Origin of the sequence: Compostimonas suwonensis (assembly GCF_002797855.1) — a bacterium.
GTDB classification, from domain to species: Bacteria; Actinomycetota; Actinomycetes; order Actinomycetales; family Microbacteriaceae; genus Compostimonas; species Compostimonas suwonensis.
This window is the reverse complement of record NZ_PGFB01000008.1, coordinates 90886-108300: the sequence shown is the minus strand read 5'-3', so window position 1 is coordinate 108300 and position 17415 is coordinate 90886. Positions and strand designations below refer to the sequence as shown.

At 68.8% G+C, this 17415-nt stretch carries 16 protein-coding genes; 4 read left to right on the top strand and 12 right to left on the bottom strand.

Going from position 1 to position 17415, the window contains the following annotated elements:
- Positions 1-137: 137 nt before the first annotated feature.
- From CLV54_RS17275 to CLV54_RS17255, 6 genes are all read right to left on the bottom strand, one after another.
- Positions 138-452 carry a hypothetical protein gene (locus CLV54_RS17275; RefSeq protein WP_157803058.1) on the bottom strand — a complete coding sequence of 105 codons (315 nt, stop codon included), beginning with the start codon at positions 450-452 and terminating at the stop codon, positions 138-140.
- Positions 453-583: 131 nt separating this feature from the next.
- Positions 584-967, bottom strand: coding sequence for a hypothetical protein (locus CLV54_RS17645; protein ID WP_157803057.1), 384 nt, complete (start codon positions 965-967; stop codon positions 584-586).
- Positions 968-1554: 587 nt separating this feature from the next.
- Complete coding sequence (locus tag CLV54_RS17270) at positions 1555-2049, bottom strand: MarR family winged helix-turn-helix transcriptional regulator (protein WP_100346246.1); 495 nt, start codon at positions 2047-2049, stop codon at positions 1555-1557.
- Complete coding sequence (locus tag CLV54_RS17265; RefSeq protein WP_245861795.1) at positions 2049-3779, bottom strand: MFS transporter; 1731 nt, start codon at positions 3777-3779, stop codon at positions 2049-2051. The genes CLV54_RS17270 and CLV54_RS17265 overlap by 1 nt, the downstream gene beginning before the upstream one ends.
- Positions 3780-3936: 157 nt before the next feature.
- On the bottom strand, positions 3937-5466 hold the full coding sequence (locus CLV54_RS17260) for an MDR family MFS transporter (protein ID WP_211294599.1): 1530 nt from the start codon (positions 5464-5466) through the stop codon (positions 3937-3939).
- 201 nt (positions 5467-5667) lie between these two features.
- Positions 5668-6465 (bottom strand): class I SAM-dependent methyltransferase, encoded by a 798-nt coding sequence (locus CLV54_RS17255; RefSeq protein WP_100346245.1) that lies wholly within the window; start codon positions 6463-6465, stop codon positions 5668-5670.
- 486 nt (positions 6466-6951) lie between these two features.
- On the opposite strand from CLV54_RS17255, the gene CLV54_RS17250 reads away from it, so the two are divergent.
- The gene (locus CLV54_RS17250) at positions 6952-7254 is read left to right on the top strand and encodes a hypothetical protein (RefSeq protein ID WP_100346244.1); all 303 of its coding nucleotides are present in this window, start codon (positions 6952-6954) and stop codon (positions 7252-7254) included.
- Between the two features lie 131 nt (positions 7255-7385).
- Entirely contained in the window at positions 7386-10397 is a 3012-nt protein-coding gene (locus CLV54_RS18170; protein WP_100346243.1) for a helix-turn-helix transcriptional regulator, read from the top strand.
- 95 nt (positions 10398-10492) lie between these two features.
- Here CLV54_RS18170 and CLV54_RS17240 read toward each other — a convergent pair whose 3' ends face one another.
- Complete coding sequence (locus CLV54_RS17240) at positions 10493-11131, bottom strand: LysE/ArgO family amino acid transporter (RefSeq protein WP_100346242.1); 639 nt, start codon at positions 11129-11131, stop codon at positions 10493-10495.
- 72 nt (positions 11132-11203) lie between these two features.
- Here CLV54_RS17240 and CLV54_RS17235 point away from each other — a divergent pair, with 72 nt between their 5' ends.
- Positions 11204-12082, top strand: a complete 879-nt coding sequence (locus CLV54_RS17235) for a LysR family transcriptional regulator ArgP (RefSeq protein WP_100346241.1) — start codon at positions 11204-11206, stop codon at positions 12080-12082.
- 55 nt (positions 12083-12137) lie between these two features.
- Here CLV54_RS17235 and ppk2 read toward each other — a convergent pair whose 3' ends face one another.
- The 5 genes from ppk2 to CLV54_RS17210 all read right to left on the bottom strand — a co-directional run bounded on the left by ppk2 (position 12138) and on the right by CLV54_RS17210 (position 16606).
- Positions 12138-13073 (bottom strand): polyphosphate kinase 2, encoded by a 936-nt coding sequence (gene ppk2, locus CLV54_RS17230; protein WP_100346240.1) that lies wholly within the window; start codon positions 13071-13073, stop codon positions 12138-12140.
- 76 nt (positions 13074-13149) lie between these two features.
- Positions 13150-13710, bottom strand: a complete 561-nt coding sequence (locus CLV54_RS17225; protein ID WP_100346239.1) for a hypothetical protein — start codon at positions 13708-13710, stop codon at positions 13150-13152.
- 73 nt (positions 13711-13783) lie between these two features.
- Positions 13784-15226 carry an MDR family MFS transporter gene (locus CLV54_RS17220; protein ID WP_100346238.1) on the bottom strand — a complete coding sequence of 481 codons (1443 nt, stop codon included), beginning with the start codon at positions 15224-15226 and terminating at the stop codon, positions 13784-13786.
- Positions 15223-15936 (bottom strand): hypothetical protein, encoded by a 714-nt coding sequence (locus CLV54_RS17215; protein WP_211294598.1) that lies wholly within the window; start codon positions 15934-15936, stop codon positions 15223-15225. Before CLV54_RS17215 ends, CLV54_RS17220 begins: the two co-directional genes overlap by 4 nt.
- Before the next feature lie 262 nt (positions 15937-16198).
- Positions 16199-16606 (bottom strand): helix-turn-helix domain-containing protein, encoded by a 408-nt coding sequence (locus tag CLV54_RS17210; RefSeq protein WP_100346237.1) that lies wholly within the window; start codon positions 16604-16606, stop codon positions 16199-16201.
- A 205-nt stretch (positions 16607-16811) separates the two neighbouring features.
- Here CLV54_RS17210 and CLV54_RS17205 point away from each other — a divergent pair, with 205 nt between their 5' ends.
- Positions 16812-17387, top strand: a complete 576-nt coding sequence (locus CLV54_RS17205) for an ATP-dependent Clp protease proteolytic subunit (protein WP_100346236.1) — start codon at positions 16812-16814, stop codon at positions 17385-17387.
- Positions 17388-17415: the final 28 nt, after the last annotated feature.

The following is a 17415-nucleotide window of genomic DNA, read 5'->3' as shown; positions in this document are numbered from 1 at the left end:
CGCCCCTGGACCTCGAACGACGACCGGAGAGCAGGGTTGACGGCCTGGCTCGATCACTACAACCTAGACAGACACCACCTCGGCATCAGAGGCAAAACCCCCATCGACCGAATCAACAACGGTCGAGGTCAGTACACCTAGACGGCTTCGCTCTCGGCGATCGGCCGTTCATCCGAGTTCACGATGTACTCGAACGTGTCCGCCTCGATCGAGATGTTGTCGCCGGTCTGGGCGAGGATCTGCACGGAGGTCGCATCCGGCCAGTCCTCGCCATTGATGGACAGCTCGTATACGGTTCTGGCCGGGCCCCACGGGTGCATTCGAGGCATCACCAGGAGCCTGAGGCCTTGTGCGATGATCGTGCCCGTCACGTCGTTCGCAATTTTCAGGGGAATCTCGACTGCACCGTTGTCCCAGTCGATCGTTATCGGGCCGATCGTCGAGTCGTGCACATCCTCCGGATTGGTCCAGTTCATTATCATTCCGTCCCAAGCGGGAGATGAGCCTCCGCACCTTTATTTATTCCTGACAGGTTCACCGCAAGGATTTAGTCGTTGACCTCGGGCATTACCTTTTTCGGAGCTTATTCGTCGGCGTCCGGGTCGGGTGGGCGAATGCTCAGCAGATGGCGACCTTCCGCATTACCCTTTTCGGTGTTTTCAAGCCAGGGCATGGGATCACCGAAGCGCTTGTTTGTCACAGCTGTCCATTCCGACCGAAGTTCAGCGAGAGCGGATGCCCGGTCGTGCGTCCAAGGAACAAAATACGATTTCTGTCCTTCCATCACGAGCTGCCCGACTCTTGCGTATCCGCCCTCCAGAAGTTCTTGTAAAGAACTGATGACTGTTTTCATCGGATTCTCAGCGAAATCGTCAGGGACATAGTCTTCCGCGAACTCGTGGACGTGCCACAACGAGTTCCAGTCGCGGAGGCCGCTGATCAGTATCTCTTGCGACAGTCTCAGCATCCTTCCTCCCAATGAAATCTCGAAACGTTGACGCCTTTGATGTTGTTGATGCCCTTGCTGTTTACGTCGAGTGTTGAGCCATGGTCGCTGCTTTCCCGCAGGCCGACGAATCCACCACCGGGTAAATCGTAGCCTTCACCTGAATAAGCCGATCAGTTCGTAGGAGCTCCGAGTGCGGCAAGACGATTGAAAATGCTCTGCATCTCGTCCTCGGTCAAGGTCCTAACGTGACCCTGGTCACCTTTTTCCCGATCATTCTCCCAACCGGTTTGAGGATGTCTTCAGCGGTCTCGCCCTCGCTCGCTTCGCTGTCGCCACCAGCTTCACATCCTGGATTGCCATCTCCGCCTTGCTGCTTCCTGGCTGGCGCTTCCTTCGGGCGCGGGCGCTCCGGCGCGAGGCTCGGTAGAGAGGCACATTCTTCCTGTCGCATTGAAACCAGCGCAGACGATCTGACCGAGAGCCGGCATGAGACAGGATGCGAGTGTTCCACCGCCACGGCCACACAGGCAGCGGAGTTGGAAGTCGCGTAGTTGGGACGCTCACCGTAAACCCAGGCTGTCACGCGCTCGGTGGCTTCCGGCGGATCAGCCGTTCGACGAGGCGGTGTCCGTCGAGTCGATGCCGGGGATCACGGGCGCGCCGGCGACCGCGGCGGCCTCGAGCACGTCGACCGACGCGGCCAGGCGGGCGATCTGCTCGTCGGTGCTGTCGGTGAGCAGCTGTTCGAGCAGTTCGGCGCGCTCGGCCCGCGCGCGGAGCACGGCCTCTGCTCCGGCATCCGTCGACTGGATGAAGAAGGCGCGGCCGTCGGCGGGGTCTGCCGTGCGGGTGACGAAGCCCTCGCTCTCGAGGCCGGCGATGAGCCGGGTGGCGCTCGGAGCCGCGATGGCCTCGAGGCGGGCCAGATCGCCGGGGCGCAGCGGCCCGAGGCGCACGATGCTCGACAGCGCCGACAACTGCGCGTACGTCATGATGCCGGTGTGCGGTCTGATGCGTCGATTGATGCGACCGATGGCGATGGCGAGACGGGAAGCGAGTTGCGCGCGTTCGTCGTCGGACGCGTGAGGCGCTGTGTCCATCAGGCTCGACTTTCTGTGACTTCCGTTTGTGTTGTCGTTGAGTCTTCCACATGCAGGTACTTCTTGCCGCGGCTGAGGGATGCCACGGCCGCGATGACCGACATGATCGCCGCCGCCGTGAACACGACGACGAGACCGTCGTGGAAGGGCCCGGAGATCAGCTGCGGGAAGAACTCCTTGCCCGTGAGCGTCGCGACGTTCCCCGCCGGAAGGCTCTGCAGCACGCCGGTGGGCTCGAGCAGGCTCTCGATCGGGTTGTAGCCGAGGAACGCGGCGAACAGGCTGCCGACCGGAGGCAGCTGCCCGATCTGCTCCGCCGCGGCCTGCGGAACGCCGTTCGAGGCGAGCCCGTTGGTGAGGGTGCTCGGCAGGGCGACGGCGAGCCCGGCGATCATGAGCGAGAAGAAGACGCCGATCGAGAGCGAGGTTCCCGCGTTCTGCACCGTTCCGGCCATGCCCGAGGCCGAGCCGCGCTGGTTGGCCGGCACGCTGTTCATGATCGCCGTGCGGTTGGGTGCGCTGAACATCCCCGAGCCGATGCCGCTCAGGCCCGTGATGATCGCGAACTGCCAGTACTCGAAGTTCACCGGGATGACGAGCAGCAGCACGAACGACAGTGCGGTCAGCAGCAGGCCGGCCGTCGAGAAGAACCGTGCCCCGAAGCGATCGGAGAGGGTGCCCGAGAGCGGGCCGGCGATCAGGAACCCGATCGTGATCGGCAGCATGTAGATGCCGGCCCACAGAGGTGTGTCCTCGTAGGAGTAGCCGTGCAGCGGCAGCCAGATGCCCTGCAGCCAGATGATGAGCATAAACTGCAGGCCGCCGCGGGAGACCGAGGCGAGCAGCCCCGAGAGGTTCGCCATCGCGAAGGAGCGGATGCGGAAGAGCCGCATCTCGAACATGGGCGCCGTGCTGCGCAGCTCGATCACGACGAAGAGCACGAGAAGCAGGATGCCGCCGCCGATCGCACCGAGCACCCACGGGTTCGTCCAGCCGGTCGAGCTGCCGCCGTACGGCTGGATGCCGTAGGTGATGCCCGCGAGGAGGGCCGTGAGCCCGACGGCGAAGGTGAGGTTGCCGGGCCAGTCGAGCTTGCCCGGGTTGCGCACGCCGACCTCGTGCAGCGACTTGTACGACCAGATGGTGCCGATGATGCCGATCGGCACGCTCACGAAGAACACCGCGCGCCAGTCGACGACGGCGAGCAGGCCGCCGACGATGAGGCCGAGGAAGCTGCCCGCGATGGCCGCCACCTGGTTGATGCCGAGGGCCATGCCCCGGCGGTTGGTGGGGAAGGCGTCGGTGAGGATCGCCGTCGAGTTGGCGAAGAGCATCGCTCCGCCCACCCCCTGCACCAGGCGCCAGACGATGAGCCACATGGCGCCGGCGCCGGCCTGCAGTGGGTCGAGGGCGAGAGCGATCGACCCGATCGTGAAGACCACGAAGCCGAGGTTGTAGATCTTCACGCGCCCGTACATGTCGCCGAGGCGTCCGAAGGTCACCACGAGCACGGCGGTCACGAGCATGTAGCCCATGAGCATCCACAGCAGATAGCTGATGTTGCCGGCCTCGAGCGGGTCGAGGTCGATGCCGGTGAAGATCGCCGGCAGCGAGATGATGACGATCGAGGAGTTGATCGTCGCCATGAGCATGCCGAGGGTCGTGTTGCTGAGGGCCACCCACTTGTAGCGGGGGTGGTCTGTGCTGAAGATGCCGGTGCGCGACGCCACGTGGGCCTCCGGAGAGAGAGGATTAGTTAATTGACGTTAACTAACTATACGCTCACGAAAAGGCCGGCGGCGAAGATCGCCGCCGGCCTCGGCTCGGTGCTTTGTCGAGTCAGTGCCTCGTCGAGTCAGTGCCTCGTCGAATCAGCGCTTCGTCGAGTCAGTGCCCCACGGGAACGCCGTGCGGATCGGGCGAGTCGGCCGGGCGCCGCACGAAGAACGCCGCGACGATCGCGAGCAGCGAGATGATCGCTCCGACGAAGAACGCCGACTGGATGCCGGCGGCCGTCGCCGAGACGACTGCGGCGCCGTTCGCCTCCATGCTGATCTTGGTCGCCGACATGATGGTGATGAAGAGCGCCGTTCCGGCCGCTCCCGCCAGCTGCTGCACCGTTCCCACGATCGCGCTGCCGTGAGAGTACAGCTGCGGGCGGAGCGATCCGAGCCCCGCCGTGAAGAGCGGGGTGAAGAGCAGCGCGAGGCCGACGCTCAGTGAGACGTGGGCGAGCAGCACGAAGCCGAACGGCGAGTTCTCGGTGAGGAGCGTCATGCCCCAGAACACGGCGCTCACGATAACCGAGCCCGGAACGAGGAGCACCCTCGGCCCGAAGCGGTCGTAGAGGCGGCCGACGACGGGGCTCAGGATTCCCATGACCAGCCCGCCGGGCAGCAGCAGGAGGCCGGTGAGCAGCGGGTCGAGGCCGAGCACCGTCTGCATGTAGATCGGCAGCAGGATGATCGTTCCGAAGAGGGCCATCATGCTGATCGCGAGCATGATCGTCGTCACCGTGAAGGTCTTCGAGAGGAAGGTGCGCAGGTCGAGCAGGGCGCGCTCCTTGCGCTCGAGCGAGATCTGGCGCAGGACGAAGACGGCGAGCGCCACGACGCCCACCGAGAGCGAGACGATCGCGGGCATCAGCCCGAACTCGCTCGCCGACTCGCCGAGGCTGCTGAGCCCGTAGACGAGCCCGCCGAAGGCGAAGGCCGAGAGGATCACGGAGAGCACGTCGATGGGAACCCGGCGCGGGGTCGTCACATTCTGGATCCGGAATGCACCGATGGCCAGAGCCGCGACGGCGATCGGGAGCACGAGCCCGAACATCCAGCGCCAGTCGAGCACGCTCAGGATGAGGCCCGAGATGATGGGGCCGATGGCCGGGGCCACCGAGATGACGATCGAGATGTTGCCCATCGTCTTGCCGCGCGAGGAGGCGGGCACGAGGGTGAGCACGGTCGTCATGAGCAGCGGCATCATGATGGCCGTTCCGCTCGCCTGGATGACGCGGCCCACGAGCAGCACGGTGAAGCCGGGCGAGAGCGCCGCGATCAGGGTGCCGATGCTGAAGAGCGTCATCGCCGCGATGAAGACGGGGCGGGTGTTGAAGCGCTGGAGCAGGAAGCCCGTGATCGGGATGACGACGGCCATCGTGAGCATAAACGCGGTCGTCAGCCATTGGCCGGCGCTCTCGTCGATGTCGAGGTCGTGCATCAGACGCGGCAGGGCGACGCCCATGATCGTCTCGTTGAGGATGACGACGAAGGCGGAGACGAGCAGGAGGCCGATCACCAGGCGGTTGCGCGCGGAGACGCGACCGGCCTCGGCGGAGTCGACGCCGGCGGAGTCGCCGCCGGTCGGGTGGAGGTCGCCGGAGGGCGGGAGTTGAGTGGCGGGCAGGGTGCTTTCGGTCACGAGAGGGTCCTGTCGTCGAGCGTGAAAAAGGGTGAAAAAAGTGCTGAGCCGTGCGGGTGGTCGGGCTGTGTGCTGGTGGTCGGAGTCTGGGAGAGGTGCTGGTGGTGAGATGGTGCGACGGTTCACGAGCGCCGGCCGGCTGAGGGCCTGTTGGTGTGAACGTCGTCTACATCCTGCTTTATTCCACCGACATCGCTGTGTTCAACCGACGTTCGACTCCGGGGTCGCGACGGTCACGCGGGTGACGTAGGGGAGGACGAACGTCGTCGAGCCTCCGACATCCGGATCGTCGTCGAGGAAGCTGCGCACTCTGCCCATGAGCTCGTCGCGCTCGGCGGGGGAGAGCCGGATGACGTAGCTGCGGGAGGTCACGAGGGCGAGCAGCTCGTCGACCGTGAGGGTGTCCTGCCACGCGAACTCGCGGTAGGCCGTCGCTCGGAGCGGCGCGGCGATCCGGGGTGTCACGCTGTCGTAGTTCTCCGCCGCCGAGGTGCGGAAGATCGACCAGAACCGGTCGACCCAGCCCACCGAGTCGTCGCGCACGTTCCAGATGAGGGCGAGAGCGCCGGAGGGCCGCAGCACGCGCCCGATCTCGGCCGAGGCGACGACCGGGTCGATCCAGTGCCAGGCCTGGGCCACGGTCACGAGGTCGGCGCTCGCGTCGTCGAAGGGGATGGACTCCGCGCTCCCCGCCCGGGCGTCGACGCCCGGGAGCTTGGCCTGGAGGCGTGCGCGCATCTGCGGGTCGGGCTCGACGGCGCGGCAGTCGAGCCCGCGCTCCACGAGGGACGCGGTGAACTTGCCGCTGCCGGCGCCGAGGTCGATCGCGGTCAGCGGCTCATTGCGGATGCCGGAGCCGCCGTGCTCGCCCGTCGGCCTGCGTTCGCTCGTCAGACCGAGGATCCAGTCGACGGCCTCGGCCGGATACCCGGGGCGTCCGCGCTCGTAGTCGTCGACGGCCGAGCCGAAGGAGAGGGCTGACCGGTCATCGCGAGGCATGCCTCCAGGCTAACCGCTCGGGACGTGTCGCCGCTCGAGATGACGGTGGCGGGATGTCTGAGGCGGGTCTTAGACGCGGTGGCCGAGCGCCTCGGGCAAATAGGTCAAGCGTCCGATGCCGGGCATCCGCCTTAGCGAGCAGTCTCGATCCATCGACGTCGAACACGGTGACACCGAACAGCAGTGGCACGCAACAGCGGCGACATCGGGAGAGGAGCGGAATCATGTGGATCTTCATCGTTCTCGGTGCGATCGGGGTGTGGGCCATCGCCACGACGATCGCCCAGCTCGTGCGGGACGGCTACGGGCCGGTCCCGACGAAGCGCGGTCTGCGCTAGACGCCCGGCACGCGGCATCCGGCACACGGATCGGCACACGCCGTCGACCGTGCAGACCTTCACCCGTGCAGACCTTCACCTACACAGACATCCGGCAGGCGGCTCGCGCACAACGCCGAGCACGCCCGAACACAGAGGAAGCATCACCATGCAGATCACCGAATTCTCCTTCCCCACCCTGTACCGTGCGCACGAAGAACAGCTGACCCGCGAGCTCGAGATCCGGCGCAGCGCGCTCGAACGTCTCGAGGAGACGGAGGGCGGGCATCCGGTCGCAGTGGAGGCCCCCGCGCCTCGCGTCGTGCGCTCCGGTCGGGTCGCCCTGCCCGGGCGACGCGGCGTCCCTCAGCGGATAGTGGCCTGGTTCCGCGGCACCCCGGCCGAGCCGGCCGAGCCGGCCGATCGCGCCCGGGCCGTGCCCTGCGAGAGCCGGGCGAGCTCCGCGCGGTGACGGATGCCGGCGGCGCCCGGGGCACTGCGCGCGGCGGTGCAGACGGCGGTGCAGACGGCGGTGCACATGTCGGTGCACATGTCGGTGCACATGTCGGTGCACATGTCGGTGGTCGGTGGCACGATGAGATCATGCCGCCGACCACCAGCACGAGCCTCATTGGTCGTGAGAAAGACCTCGCGGCCCTCGCAGACGCGCTCGCCGAGAGCCGCACGGGCTCCGCGCGCACGGTCGTCGTGAGCGGCGAGGCGGGTGTCGGCAAGACCCGTCTGCTGACCGAGTTCATCCGCTCGATCCCCGTCGGCGGGCCGTCGAGCCCCGCGCCCATCGTCGTACGGGGCCAGTGCGTCGACCTCGATCGCGACGCCCCTCCCTACGCGCCCGTCATCGCCGCGCTCCGCGCCCTCGCGGCGACGATCGGCGAGGAGGCCTTCCTCGAGGCGGCGGGCCCGGCGCGCGACGCGCTCGCGGTGCTGCTGCCCGAGCTCCGCGACCGGGCGCAGACCGAGGCGACCCAGCGCGGCAGCGCCGAGCGCCTCTTCGAGGCCGTCGCCGCCGTGCTCGAGAACGTCTCGCGCGAGCGTCCCATCGTCGTCGTCGTCGAAGACCTGCACTGGTCAGACCAGGCGACCCTGGCTCTCCTCCGCTTCCTCGTGCGGGTCGTGGAAGACGCCCGGGTGCTGCTCGTCGTGACCTTCCGCAGCGACGATCTGGGCCGCGGTCATCCCCTGCGGGCCTGGCGCCCGGAGCTCGACCGCAACCGCAAGGTCGTGCGCCTCGAGCTGCAACGGCTGAACCGCCGTCAGGTGCGGCAGCTCGTGGGCTCCCTCGTCGGCTCCGCGCCCGACGCGCACGACGTGGGCATCATCTTCGATCGCACCGACGGGGTCCCCTTCTTCATCGAGGAGCTCGTCAAGGTCGACGGCACCCTCAACGTGGAGTGCGTGCCTGCGACTCTGCGCGACATCCTGCTCGTGCGCTACGAATCGCTCACCGAGCCGACTCAGAAGGTCCTGCGCCTGCTCGCGGCCGGCGGCGCACGTGTCGAGCACGAGCTCCTCTCCGAGGTCTACGACGCGAGCTCGGAGCAGGCCGCGGCCGATGACATCGACCGCGCGGCGAGGGAGGCGGTCGTCGCGAGCGTTCTCGTGGTCGACGGCACGGCCTACGCCTTCCGGCACGCGCTCGTGCGCGAGGCCATCCACGAAGAGCTGCTGCCGGGTGAGCGCGTGCGTTTCCACACGCGCTACGCCGAGGCGCTCGAGGGCCGGGCCGGGCCGGCCGACGCGACCGCGATCTCCTATCACTGGATGGCGGCGCACAACGTCGGATGCGCCTTCGCCTCGGCCGTGACGGCCATGCGCCAGGCCCGCGCCGCCTATGCCTTCGCGACCGCGGCGCGTATGGGCGAACGGGCGCTCGAGCTCTGGAGCCAGGTGCCCGACGCCGAGACCGTCGCCGGCAGCAGCCGGGTCGACCTGCTCGCCGACACCGCCTACATCCTGCGCAATGTAGGCGAGAGCGAACGGGCCGTCGCGCTCGTCGACGAGGCGATCGCCTCCTCGTCTCCGGCCGAGCCCGAGCTCTACGCCCGGCTGCTGCGCGACAAGGCCTCCTATCTCGCGAACCTCGGTCAGACGGGCTCGGTCGAGCTGCTGCGCCAGGCGCTCCTCGTGCTGCAGGGCCGGCCGCCGAGTGTGCTCCGGGCCAACGTGCTGGGGGAGCTCGCGGCACGGCTGATGCTCTCCGCCCACTTCGAGCAGGCCGTCGACGTGGCCGACGAGGGCTTCCGCGAGGCCCGCGAGGCGGATTCCCGGGCCCGGATGTCGGTGGCCGCCAACATCCGCGGATTCTCCCGGGTCTCGCTCGGCGACATCGATCGGGGGCTCGCCGACCTCGCGCTGGCCGGAGAGCTCGCCGAGGGCAGCGACTCGGCTCGGCTGCGGTACTGGGTGAACCAGTCCGACGCCATGAACCTGCTCGGGCGCTACGAGGAGGCGATCCGCTTCGCCGAGGAGGGCACCGGGCGCGCCCGCGAGCGGGGCGTGGAGCGCACCTCGGGCGCGATGCTCATGTCCAACGTGATCGGTCCGCTGTTCTGCCTCGGGCGCACGGAACGAGCCAACGAGCTGCTCGACCGCGCGCTCGAGCTCGACCCGCCGATCGGGTTCAGCGCCCATCTGCAGCGCCTCAAACTCCGCACGACGCTGTGGGGCGGCGACGCCGTGCAGGCCGAGCGGCTGCTGCGCGGGTGGCGGGCGGCGCTCAGCGTGCAATTGCAGGTCGAGGCCCAATCCCGCCTCGGCCTCGCGGCGATCGCGGCCGAGATCGCCCTCGAGCGGGGCAACGTGCGCGAGGCGTGGGCGGAGGTCAGCGGCATCCTCGGCCCCGGCTACTGCATCTTCTCGGCCTACGACCTGCCCGTGCTCGCCGTCGCCGCCCGCACGCTGGCCGCGATCGTCGCGACGGGCACGGTCATCGAGCGCGGGGTGAGCGAGGGCGGAGTCAGCGGGGGTACGGGCGCCGGGGGCGACACGATTGCGGGGGAGGGCGGCTTCGACCCCGCTGCGGCCGAGCGGAGGCTCCGCGACATCCTCGGGCAGTCGAGCGGCTGGCCGACGGCGCCGGCCTATCTCGCGATCGTCGACGCCGAGCTGGGCGGTCCGGGCCGCACGGGAACCGATCCCGAGCTGTGGGATGCCGCGGTCGCGGCCAGCGCGGCTGCGACCGTTCCAGCGCAGCTCTCCGCCTACACGCTCCTGCGTCACGCGGAGTCGCTCGCCCTCTCGGGAGACCGGGTGGCGGCGCGCGATCGGGCCCAGGAGGCTCGCGAACGCGCGGAGGAGATCGGCGCCGGTCTCATCACCGCGCACGTGCTCGAGCTCGAACGCCGGATCGGCGCCATCGGCCCGGCGAACGCAGGTTCCGTGGGCGCCGGATCGGCGGCCGGCGGGCTCGCGGGCGGGGCGGGGCTCACCGAGCGCGAGCAGCAGGTGCTCGACCTGCTCGCGCAGGGTCTCAGCAACCGGCAGATCGCCGAACGGCTGTTCATCAGCTCGAAGACCGCGAGCGTGCACGTCTCGAGCATCCTGCGCAAGACGGGAGCCTCGACGCGCACGGAGGCGGCCTACCTCGCGCGCTGAGTCTTCGCGGGCTGACCCTTAGCGCGCTGACCCTTGGTGCTTCCGACCGCGCGCTGATGCCTCGCGCAGGGATTCGGCGTGTGGAGAGCCCGCGTCTACGAGAAGAGCGGCGCGAGCACCGGCACGAGCAGCAGCACGCCGAGGGTGAACATCACCACGGCGATCGCGGCGTCGAGGATGCGCCAGGCCAGTGGGCGCGCGAAGAACCGGCTCAGCAGACGGGCGCCGTGGCCGAGCCCTGCGAACCAGAGGATGCTCGCGAGCACGGCCCCGGCGCCGAAGATCCAGCGGCCGGTGTCGCCGTGCGTGGAGGCGAGCGAGCCGAGCAGCAGCACGGTGTCGAGGTAGACGTGCGGGTTGAGCCAGGTGAGCGCCAGGCAGGTGAGCACCGCGGCGGCGAGGGTCGTGGCGGCCGGGCCGCCGGCATCCAGTCGACCGGGCCGGATGGCGCGGCGGGCGGCGAACACGGCGTAGGCGATGAGGAAGCCCGCGCCGAGCCACCGCACGATGTCGAGCACGACCGGCGCCGTCGTCACGAGCGCGCCGATGCCGGCGATGCCCAGGGCGATGAGGATCGCGTCGCTCAGCGCGCAGATGGCCACGACGACGAGGACGTGCTCGCGGCGCAGACCCTGACGCAGCACGAAGGCGTTCTGCGCGCCGATCGCGATGATGAGCGACGCCCCCGCCGCGAAACCGGAGAGCGCGACGAGGAGGGCTGGCGAGGAGGTCATGCCGTCAACGGTATGCGGCGGGGCCGATGAGGTGAAGCTAAAGATTCTAACGAAAGATTAGGATCGCTTAATATGGAACTCCAGCTTGACCAGTTGAGCACCCTCGCAGCAGTCGTCGACAACGGCAGCTTCGAGAACGCCGCGCGAGCGATGCGCATCACTCCCTCTGCCGTGAGCCAGCGGATCAAATCCCTCGAACAGCAGCTGGGGCGTGTGCTCCTGCAACGCTCGAAGCCCGTGCGGGCGACCGAATCCGGTCAGGTGCTCGTGCGGCTCGCCCGGCAGTTCGCCGTGCTCGAACGCGAGGCCTTCGAGGCGCTGGGCGCGGGTGACGGCTCCGGCCGCACGGTCGTGCCGCTCGTCGTCAACGCCGACTCCCTCGCCACCTGGATCCTGCCCGCGCTGGCCCGGGTTCCCGAGCTCTCGTTCGAGCTGCACCTCGAAGACCAGGATCACTCGACGGTGCTGCTGCGCAAGGGCACCGTCATGGCCGCGGTCACCTCCGAGCCCGAGGCGGTGCAGGGATGCATCGTGCGCCCGCTCGGCTCGATGCAGTACCGCGCGATGGCGAGCCCGGCCTTCGCCGAGCGGTGGTTCCCCGAGGGGCCGACGCCGGAGGCCCTGGCCGTCGCGCCCATGGTCGTCTTCGATCGCAAGGACGAGCTGCAAGACCGATACCTGCGTCTCCGCACCCGGCGGCAGCTGCATCCGCCCCGCAACTACGTCCCCGCCTCGACCGACTTCGTCGAGGCGGTCGTCCTCGGCCTCGGCTGGGCGGCCCTCCCCGGCATCCAGGTGGAGGGGCGGCTCGCCGAGGGGCTGCTCGTCGAGCTCGACCCGGGGCATCCCGTCGACGTTCCGCTCTACTGGCAGCAGTGGGCGCTCGAGTCGACGATGCTCGCGGATGTCGCGGACACCCTCAGTCGCGCCGCCGCCGAGCTGCTGCGCTAGCCGCCCCGCGCCCGATCGTGTTCCGCCCGGGCTCGTCCCGCCCGGCCGCGCTGTGTCAGACGGCCGGTGCCGCCGTGCCGCCCGCGTTCTCGCCGCGCTCGTAGACGTGCGCGGCGGATCCCACGATCTTCGCGTCGGGCCGGCCGACGATCGCGACATCCTTGTTGTCGTAGTCGAAGAGGTGCAGCACGTGCTTCATCGCCTCGAGGCGGGCGCGCTTCTTGTCGTTGCTCTTCACGACAGTCCACGGCGCGATCTCCGTGTCGGTCGCCGCGAACATGGCCTCCTTGGCTTTGGTGTAGTCGTCCCACTTGTCGAGCGAGGCGATGTCCATGGGGGAGAGCTTCCACTGGCGCACGGGGTCGACCTGGCGGATCGCGAAGCGCGTGCGCTGCTCGTCGGACGACACTGAGAACCAGAACTTCACGAGATCGATGCCGTCGCCCACGAGCATGTTCTCGAACTGGGGCGCCTGGCGCACGAACTCCTCGTACTGCTGGCCCGAGCAGAAGCCCATGACCCGTTCGACGCCGGCCCGGTTGTACCAGGAGCGGTCGAAGAGCACGATCTCGCCGGACGCCGGGAGGTGCTGCACGTAGCGCTGGAAGTACCACTGCGAGGCCTCCCGCGGTGTGGGCTTCTCGAGCGCGACGACGCGGGCTCCGCGGGGGTTGAGGTGCTCGGTGAAGCGCTTGATCGTGCCGCCCTTGCCCGCGGCGTCCCTGCCCTCGAAGACGACGACGAGGCGGCGGTTGCTCGCCTTGATCCAGTTCTGCAGCTTGAGCAGCTCGATCTGCAGCAGGCGCTTGTTGAGCTCGTACTCCTCGCGGTCCATCCGCTCGTCGTAGGGGTAGCCCTCACGCCAGGTGTCGACGGGCTTGCCGTCGCGGCCCACGAGCACGGGGTCGTCGTCGTCCACATCGATGACCGTGTAGCCGAGCACGTCGTCGAGGTCGGGTGCGGGCAGGTGGTGGGTCACGAGTTCCGTCATGCTGCCCGAGAGTAGCGAAGCAAGGGAAAGCCGGGGTTGCGGATCGATGGACGGCAGGTTGTGCCGTTCGGCGCGTTCAGGGCAGCAGGCCGTCGTCGGATGACGATCGCACGGCGTCGTCGGGCAGGGTGCGCTCGGTGAAGTAGAAGGTGCGGAAGGCGGTGACGATCTCGACGGCGTCGAAGACCGAGAAGACGCTGCTGACGACCCTGTCGCCGTTGCGGAAGGCGATGGCCTCGAAGCCCTCGTAGATCGACTGGAGCACCGTGTGCGTGCTGCCGTCGATGTCGACGACGGCCCGCTCCCACTCCGGCAGCCGATCGAAGCGCACTCCGCGATTGCCGGGGTCGCGTTCGGCGACGGCCCGCAGATGTTTGGCGGCGAGGCGCTCGACCGTCGCCCACTCGGTGTCCGGCGCCCGCAGATGGTTGCGCACCGCGCCCGAGAGCTCCCGGCCCATCTCGGATCGCAGCGGCGTGCTGTAGGTCACGTCCACGTGGGTGATCGGCCGCGGGCGATCGCTCCACTCGAGCGACTCGTGGATGATCGCCGGCTGAGCGACGAGGCCCGTCAGACGCCCGAAATCCGGCCGTGGGCGCGGCTCGCGAGGGCTCTCACTCCGACGATAGACCGCCATGCTCTCAGCGTCGCACGCGGTCGGGGACTGCGCCAGACCTCGACGTGACGTTCACTCTCCGGTCAGCTGCTGGTCATCTCCCGGTTACCGGCGACTGCCCGGTGTGCTCGACGTCTTCGACGCGGGCGGCGGGCATCACGAGGCCCGCGACGATGCTCAGCACCGCGCAGACGGCGACCGCGACGAAGACGCTCAGCGAGGCGGAGACGACGGTCGCCGGATCCTGTTCCGCGGTGTCGGATGCCGCGAAGATCGAGTTCGCGATGGCTCCGAAGATCGCGACCCCGACCGCGCTGCCGATCGATCGCGCGAAGAGGTTCGTGCCGGTCACGACGCCGCGCTCGTTCCACGGCACGCTCGACTGGGCGGCGATGAGGCTCGGCGTCGCGGCGAGGCCGAGGCCCAGCCCCACGACGAAGCAGCTCACCGCGACGAGCACGAGACTCGGGGTGGAGGCGGTGAGGGCGAGCAGCAGGGTGCCCACGACGGCGAAGGCCGTTCCGAGCAGGACCGTCAGCCGGAAGCCGATCCTCAGGTAGAAGCGCCCCGAGAGCGAGGCCGAGATCGGCCAGCCGATCGTGAGCGCCGCGAGCGCGAGCCCCGAGACGAGCGGGGTGACGCCGATCGACCCCTCGAGGTAGGTGGGCACGTAGGAGGTGAGCCCGATGAGCACCGCGCCGACCCCGAGCGAGACGAAGGTCGTCGTGAGCAGCAAGCGCCGGGAGAACACCCACAGCGGCAGGATCGGCTCGGCCGCACGGCGCTCGACGAGCACGAAGGCCACGAGCAGCAGGCCGCCCAGCACGAAGGCGCCGATGCTCTGCGGGGAGTCCCAGGCCCAGGCCTGGCCGCCTTCGAGCACCGCGAGGATGAGCGCGCTGAGCCCGAGGGTGAGCAGCACCGCGCCCGCGTAGTCGACGGTGTGCGTGCGGGGCTCGATCTTCTCGTGGAAGCGGCGGATGAGCATCCACCCGGCGAGAAGGCAGAGCGGCACGTTGACGAAGAAGATCCAGCGCCACGAGGTGAACTCCGAGAAGACGCCGCCGAGGGTCGGGCCGACGACGGAGGAGATCGCCCAGACGCTCGCCAGGTAGCCCTGCACCTTGGCGCGTTCGGCCACCGAGTAGATGTCGCCGGCGATCGTGATCGCCATGGGCTGCACGGCTCCCGCGCCGAGGCCCTGGATGGCGCGGAAGGCGATGAGCGCGGGCATGCTCCAGGCGAGGCCGCACAGGATCGAGCCGAGCAGGAACAGGCCGATGCCGATGAGGATGATGGGCTTGCGCCCCACCGTGTCGGCGAGCTTGGCGTAGACGGGAACGGACACCGCCTGCGCGAGCAGGTAGATCGAGAACAGCCAGGGGAACTGCGCGAAGCCGCCCAGATCGCCGACGATCGACGGGACGGCCGTCGCGAGGATCGTCGAGTCGATGGCCACGAGGCCCGTCGTCACCATCAGGGAGACGAGCACGGGCCCGCGCTCGGAACGGAATCCGACTCCGCTGGTGTCGGTCATGGTGCTCCTCGGAGGGGTGGTTGCGGGGGTGATGACGGGGTGGTCATGAGGGGTGGGGGTCGTGCGGGAGGACGGTCGGGAGGACGGTTAACAGTTGTGAACTGATTCCCGCTGTTCAGCTTCCCACATCGCCGAGCACCCCCATCGCCGAGCCCCGCATCGCCGAGCCCCGCATCGCCGAGCCCGAGCCCGACACGGTCGGGCACCGCGCGGCCGAGCCCGCGGAGCCACTCCTCGGGAGGATCGGGCCACCACCGGCCGTCGGGCAGACGGGAGAGCGCGCGCTGAACGGATGCCGCGTCCGGCTCGACCGGGATGACGCGACCGGGCGAGGCGGTGGCGAGCACCCCGAACCACCAGTGCCGTTCGATCTGGGGCAGCTCGGCGGCATCCAGCACCAGGAAGTAGTCGGGCAGGAGGGCGTCGCCGCGTCGCAGGGACGCGAGCGCCGCCTCGACCGCGACCTCGACGGTGCCATAGGGGGCGCCGTCGTCGAAGTAGGCGGCCCAGGCTTTTGCGACGGCTGCGAGCGGGTCGGCGTCGTGCACGAGGTAGGCGAGGCTCGATCGGGCGATGAGCTCACGGGCGGGTGGCGCCTCATCGCCGCTCAGGCTCGCCGCCCGGACGTTGGGGAGGCGGTCGAGCGCGGGGAGCACGGCCGGCGGAACCGAGCCGCCGACCACGACGATCGTGCTGCTGGGTCGTGCCATCTCTCGATCCTACGAGCCCTGCTCACCACGACGGAGGTCCTGCTCAGGACGACGGAGGTCCTGCTCAGGACGACGGGCCTTGCTCAGAACGACGGAGGTCCTGCTCAGGACGACGGAGGTCCTGCTCAGAACGACGAGCCCTGCTCAGAACGACGGAGATCCTGCTCAGAATGGGCGGATTCGGGCAGAAACAGGGCGTTTCAGGCAGAATCTCCGTCGTTTTGAGGAGGGGCTCCAGGGGACGGAGGGAAGAGGAGACGGCTCAGGCGGCGAGCAGGTAGGCGTCGAGGCGTCCCGCGCTCGCCGCGGTCACAACGCTCGCCGCGGTCACAACGCTCGCCGTGCTCGCCGTGTGGCCGCCCCTGCCGCGCGCGAGCTCGCGGCCACGGGCCACCTCGCTCACCGAGCCGAGCTCGAGCACGGGCGCAGGCACGGGCGCGGTGCTGCGCTCGAACTCCGCGCTCACCTGGTCGAGGAACGCGCCGATCGTGATGTCGAGCACGCGGCAGACGGTCGCGAGGATCTCCGACGAGGCCTCCTTCCGGCCGCGCTCGATCTCGGAGAGGTAGGGCAGCGACACCCGGGACTCCTGGGCGAGCTCGCGCAGCGTCTTGTTCTGTTCGAGTCGCAGACGCCGCAGCACGGCGCCGATCGCGTGGCGGAGGAGCATCCGTGTTCTCCCGTTCCTGCATCGTGGCGGTTTCCGTTCCCGCCAGACTACGCCGAGGCAGATTCTGCTGTCAGCAGTTCTTCCGAGGGCAGACAACCGCCCGTGAGACCCCCGCCCGGCAGACCATGGAGGAACGGTTCGCGGACCGCCTCGACGGGCCCCCGACGGACCGCCCGACGAACCGCCCCGAAGAAAGGACAGCGCGATGAGCGAACCCGTTCCCGCCCCGGCCCACGATCCGCAGATCTTCCAGCGCCTGCTCGAGGAGCGTATCGTCTTCCTCGGCACCGAGGTCACCGACGACTCGGCCAACGACGTGTGCGCCAAGCTCCTGCTCCTCAACTCGATCGCACCCGAACGCGACATCTACCTCTACATCAACTCGCCCGGCGGCTCGATAACCGCGGGTTTCGCGATCTACGACACCATGAACTTCGTGCACGCGGATGTCGCGACCGTCGCCCTCGGCTTCGCGGCGTCGATGGGGCAGTTCCTGCTCTCCTCCGGCGCCCCCGGCAAGCGCTACGCCCTGCCGAACTCGAGCGTCGTCATGCACCAGCCGCACGGAGGCTTCGGGGGAACCGCCGCAGACATCCAGACCCAGGCGAAGCAGATCCTGTTCTTCAAACGCCGGATGGCGCAGCTCACGAGCGAGCAGACCGGCAGGCCGCTCGACCAGATCACCGCCGACGCCGACCGCGATCGCTGGTTCACGGCCGAGGAGGCGCTCGACTACGGCTTCGTCGACCGGATCGTGACCTCGGCGCCGGTCGCTCGATAGGATCGAGTCCGACTCGTCCCGCCCGTCG

What these genes read in the sequence shown, in the direction of transcription:
- CLV54_RS17645 (WP_157803057.1), bottom strand. Translation starts at nt 967, where the DNA reads ATGCTGAGACTGTCGCAAGAGATACTGATCAGCGGCCTCCGCGACTGG.
- CLV54_RS17270 (WP_100346246.1), bottom strand. Translation starts at nt 2,049, where the DNA reads ATGGACACAGCGCCTCACGCGTCCGACGACGAACGCGCGCAACTCGCT.
- CLV54_RS17255 (WP_100346245.1), bottom strand. Translation starts at nt 6,465, where the DNA reads ATGCCTCGCGATGACCGGTCAGCCCTCTCCTTCGGCTCGGCCGTCGAC.
- CLV54_RS17250 (WP_100346244.1), top strand. Translation starts at nt 6,952, where the DNA reads ATGCAGATCACCGAATTCTCCTTCCCCACCCTGTACCGTGCGCACGAA.
- CLV54_RS18170 (WP_100346243.1), top strand. Translation starts at nt 7,386, where the DNA reads ATGCCGCCGACCACCAGCACGAGCCTCATTGGTCGTGAGAAAGACCTC.
- CLV54_RS17240 (WP_100346242.1), bottom strand. Translation starts at nt 11,131, where the DNA reads ATGACCTCCTCGCCAGCCCTCCTCGTCGCGCTCTCCGGTTTCGCGGCG.
- CLV54_RS17235 (WP_100346241.1), top strand. Translation starts at nt 11,204, where the DNA reads ATGGAACTCCAGCTTGACCAGTTGAGCACCCTCGCAGCAGTCGTCGAC.
- ppk2 (WP_100346240.1), bottom strand. Translation starts at nt 13,073, where the DNA reads ATGACGGAACTCGTGACCCACCACCTGCCCGCACCCGACCTCGACGAC.
- CLV54_RS17225 (WP_100346239.1), bottom strand. Translation starts at nt 13,710, where the DNA reads ATGGCGGTCTATCGTCGGAGTGAGAGCCCTCGCGAGCCGCGCCCACGG.
- CLV54_RS17220 (WP_100346238.1), bottom strand. Translation starts at nt 15,226, where the DNA reads ATGACCGACACCAGCGGAGTCGGATTCCGTTCCGAGCGCGGGCCCGTG.
- CLV54_RS17215 (WP_211294598.1), bottom strand. Translation starts at nt 15,936, where the DNA reads ATGGCACGACCCAGCAGCACGATCGTCGTGGTCGGCGGCTCGGTTCCG.
- CLV54_RS17210 (WP_100346237.1), bottom strand. Translation starts at nt 16,606, where the DNA reads ATGCTCCTCCGCCACGCGATCGGCGCCGTGCTGCGGCGTCTGCGACTC.
- CLV54_RS17205 (WP_100346236.1), top strand. Translation starts at nt 16,812, where the DNA reads ATGAGCGAACCCGTTCCCGCCCCGGCCCACGATCCGCAGATCTTCCAG.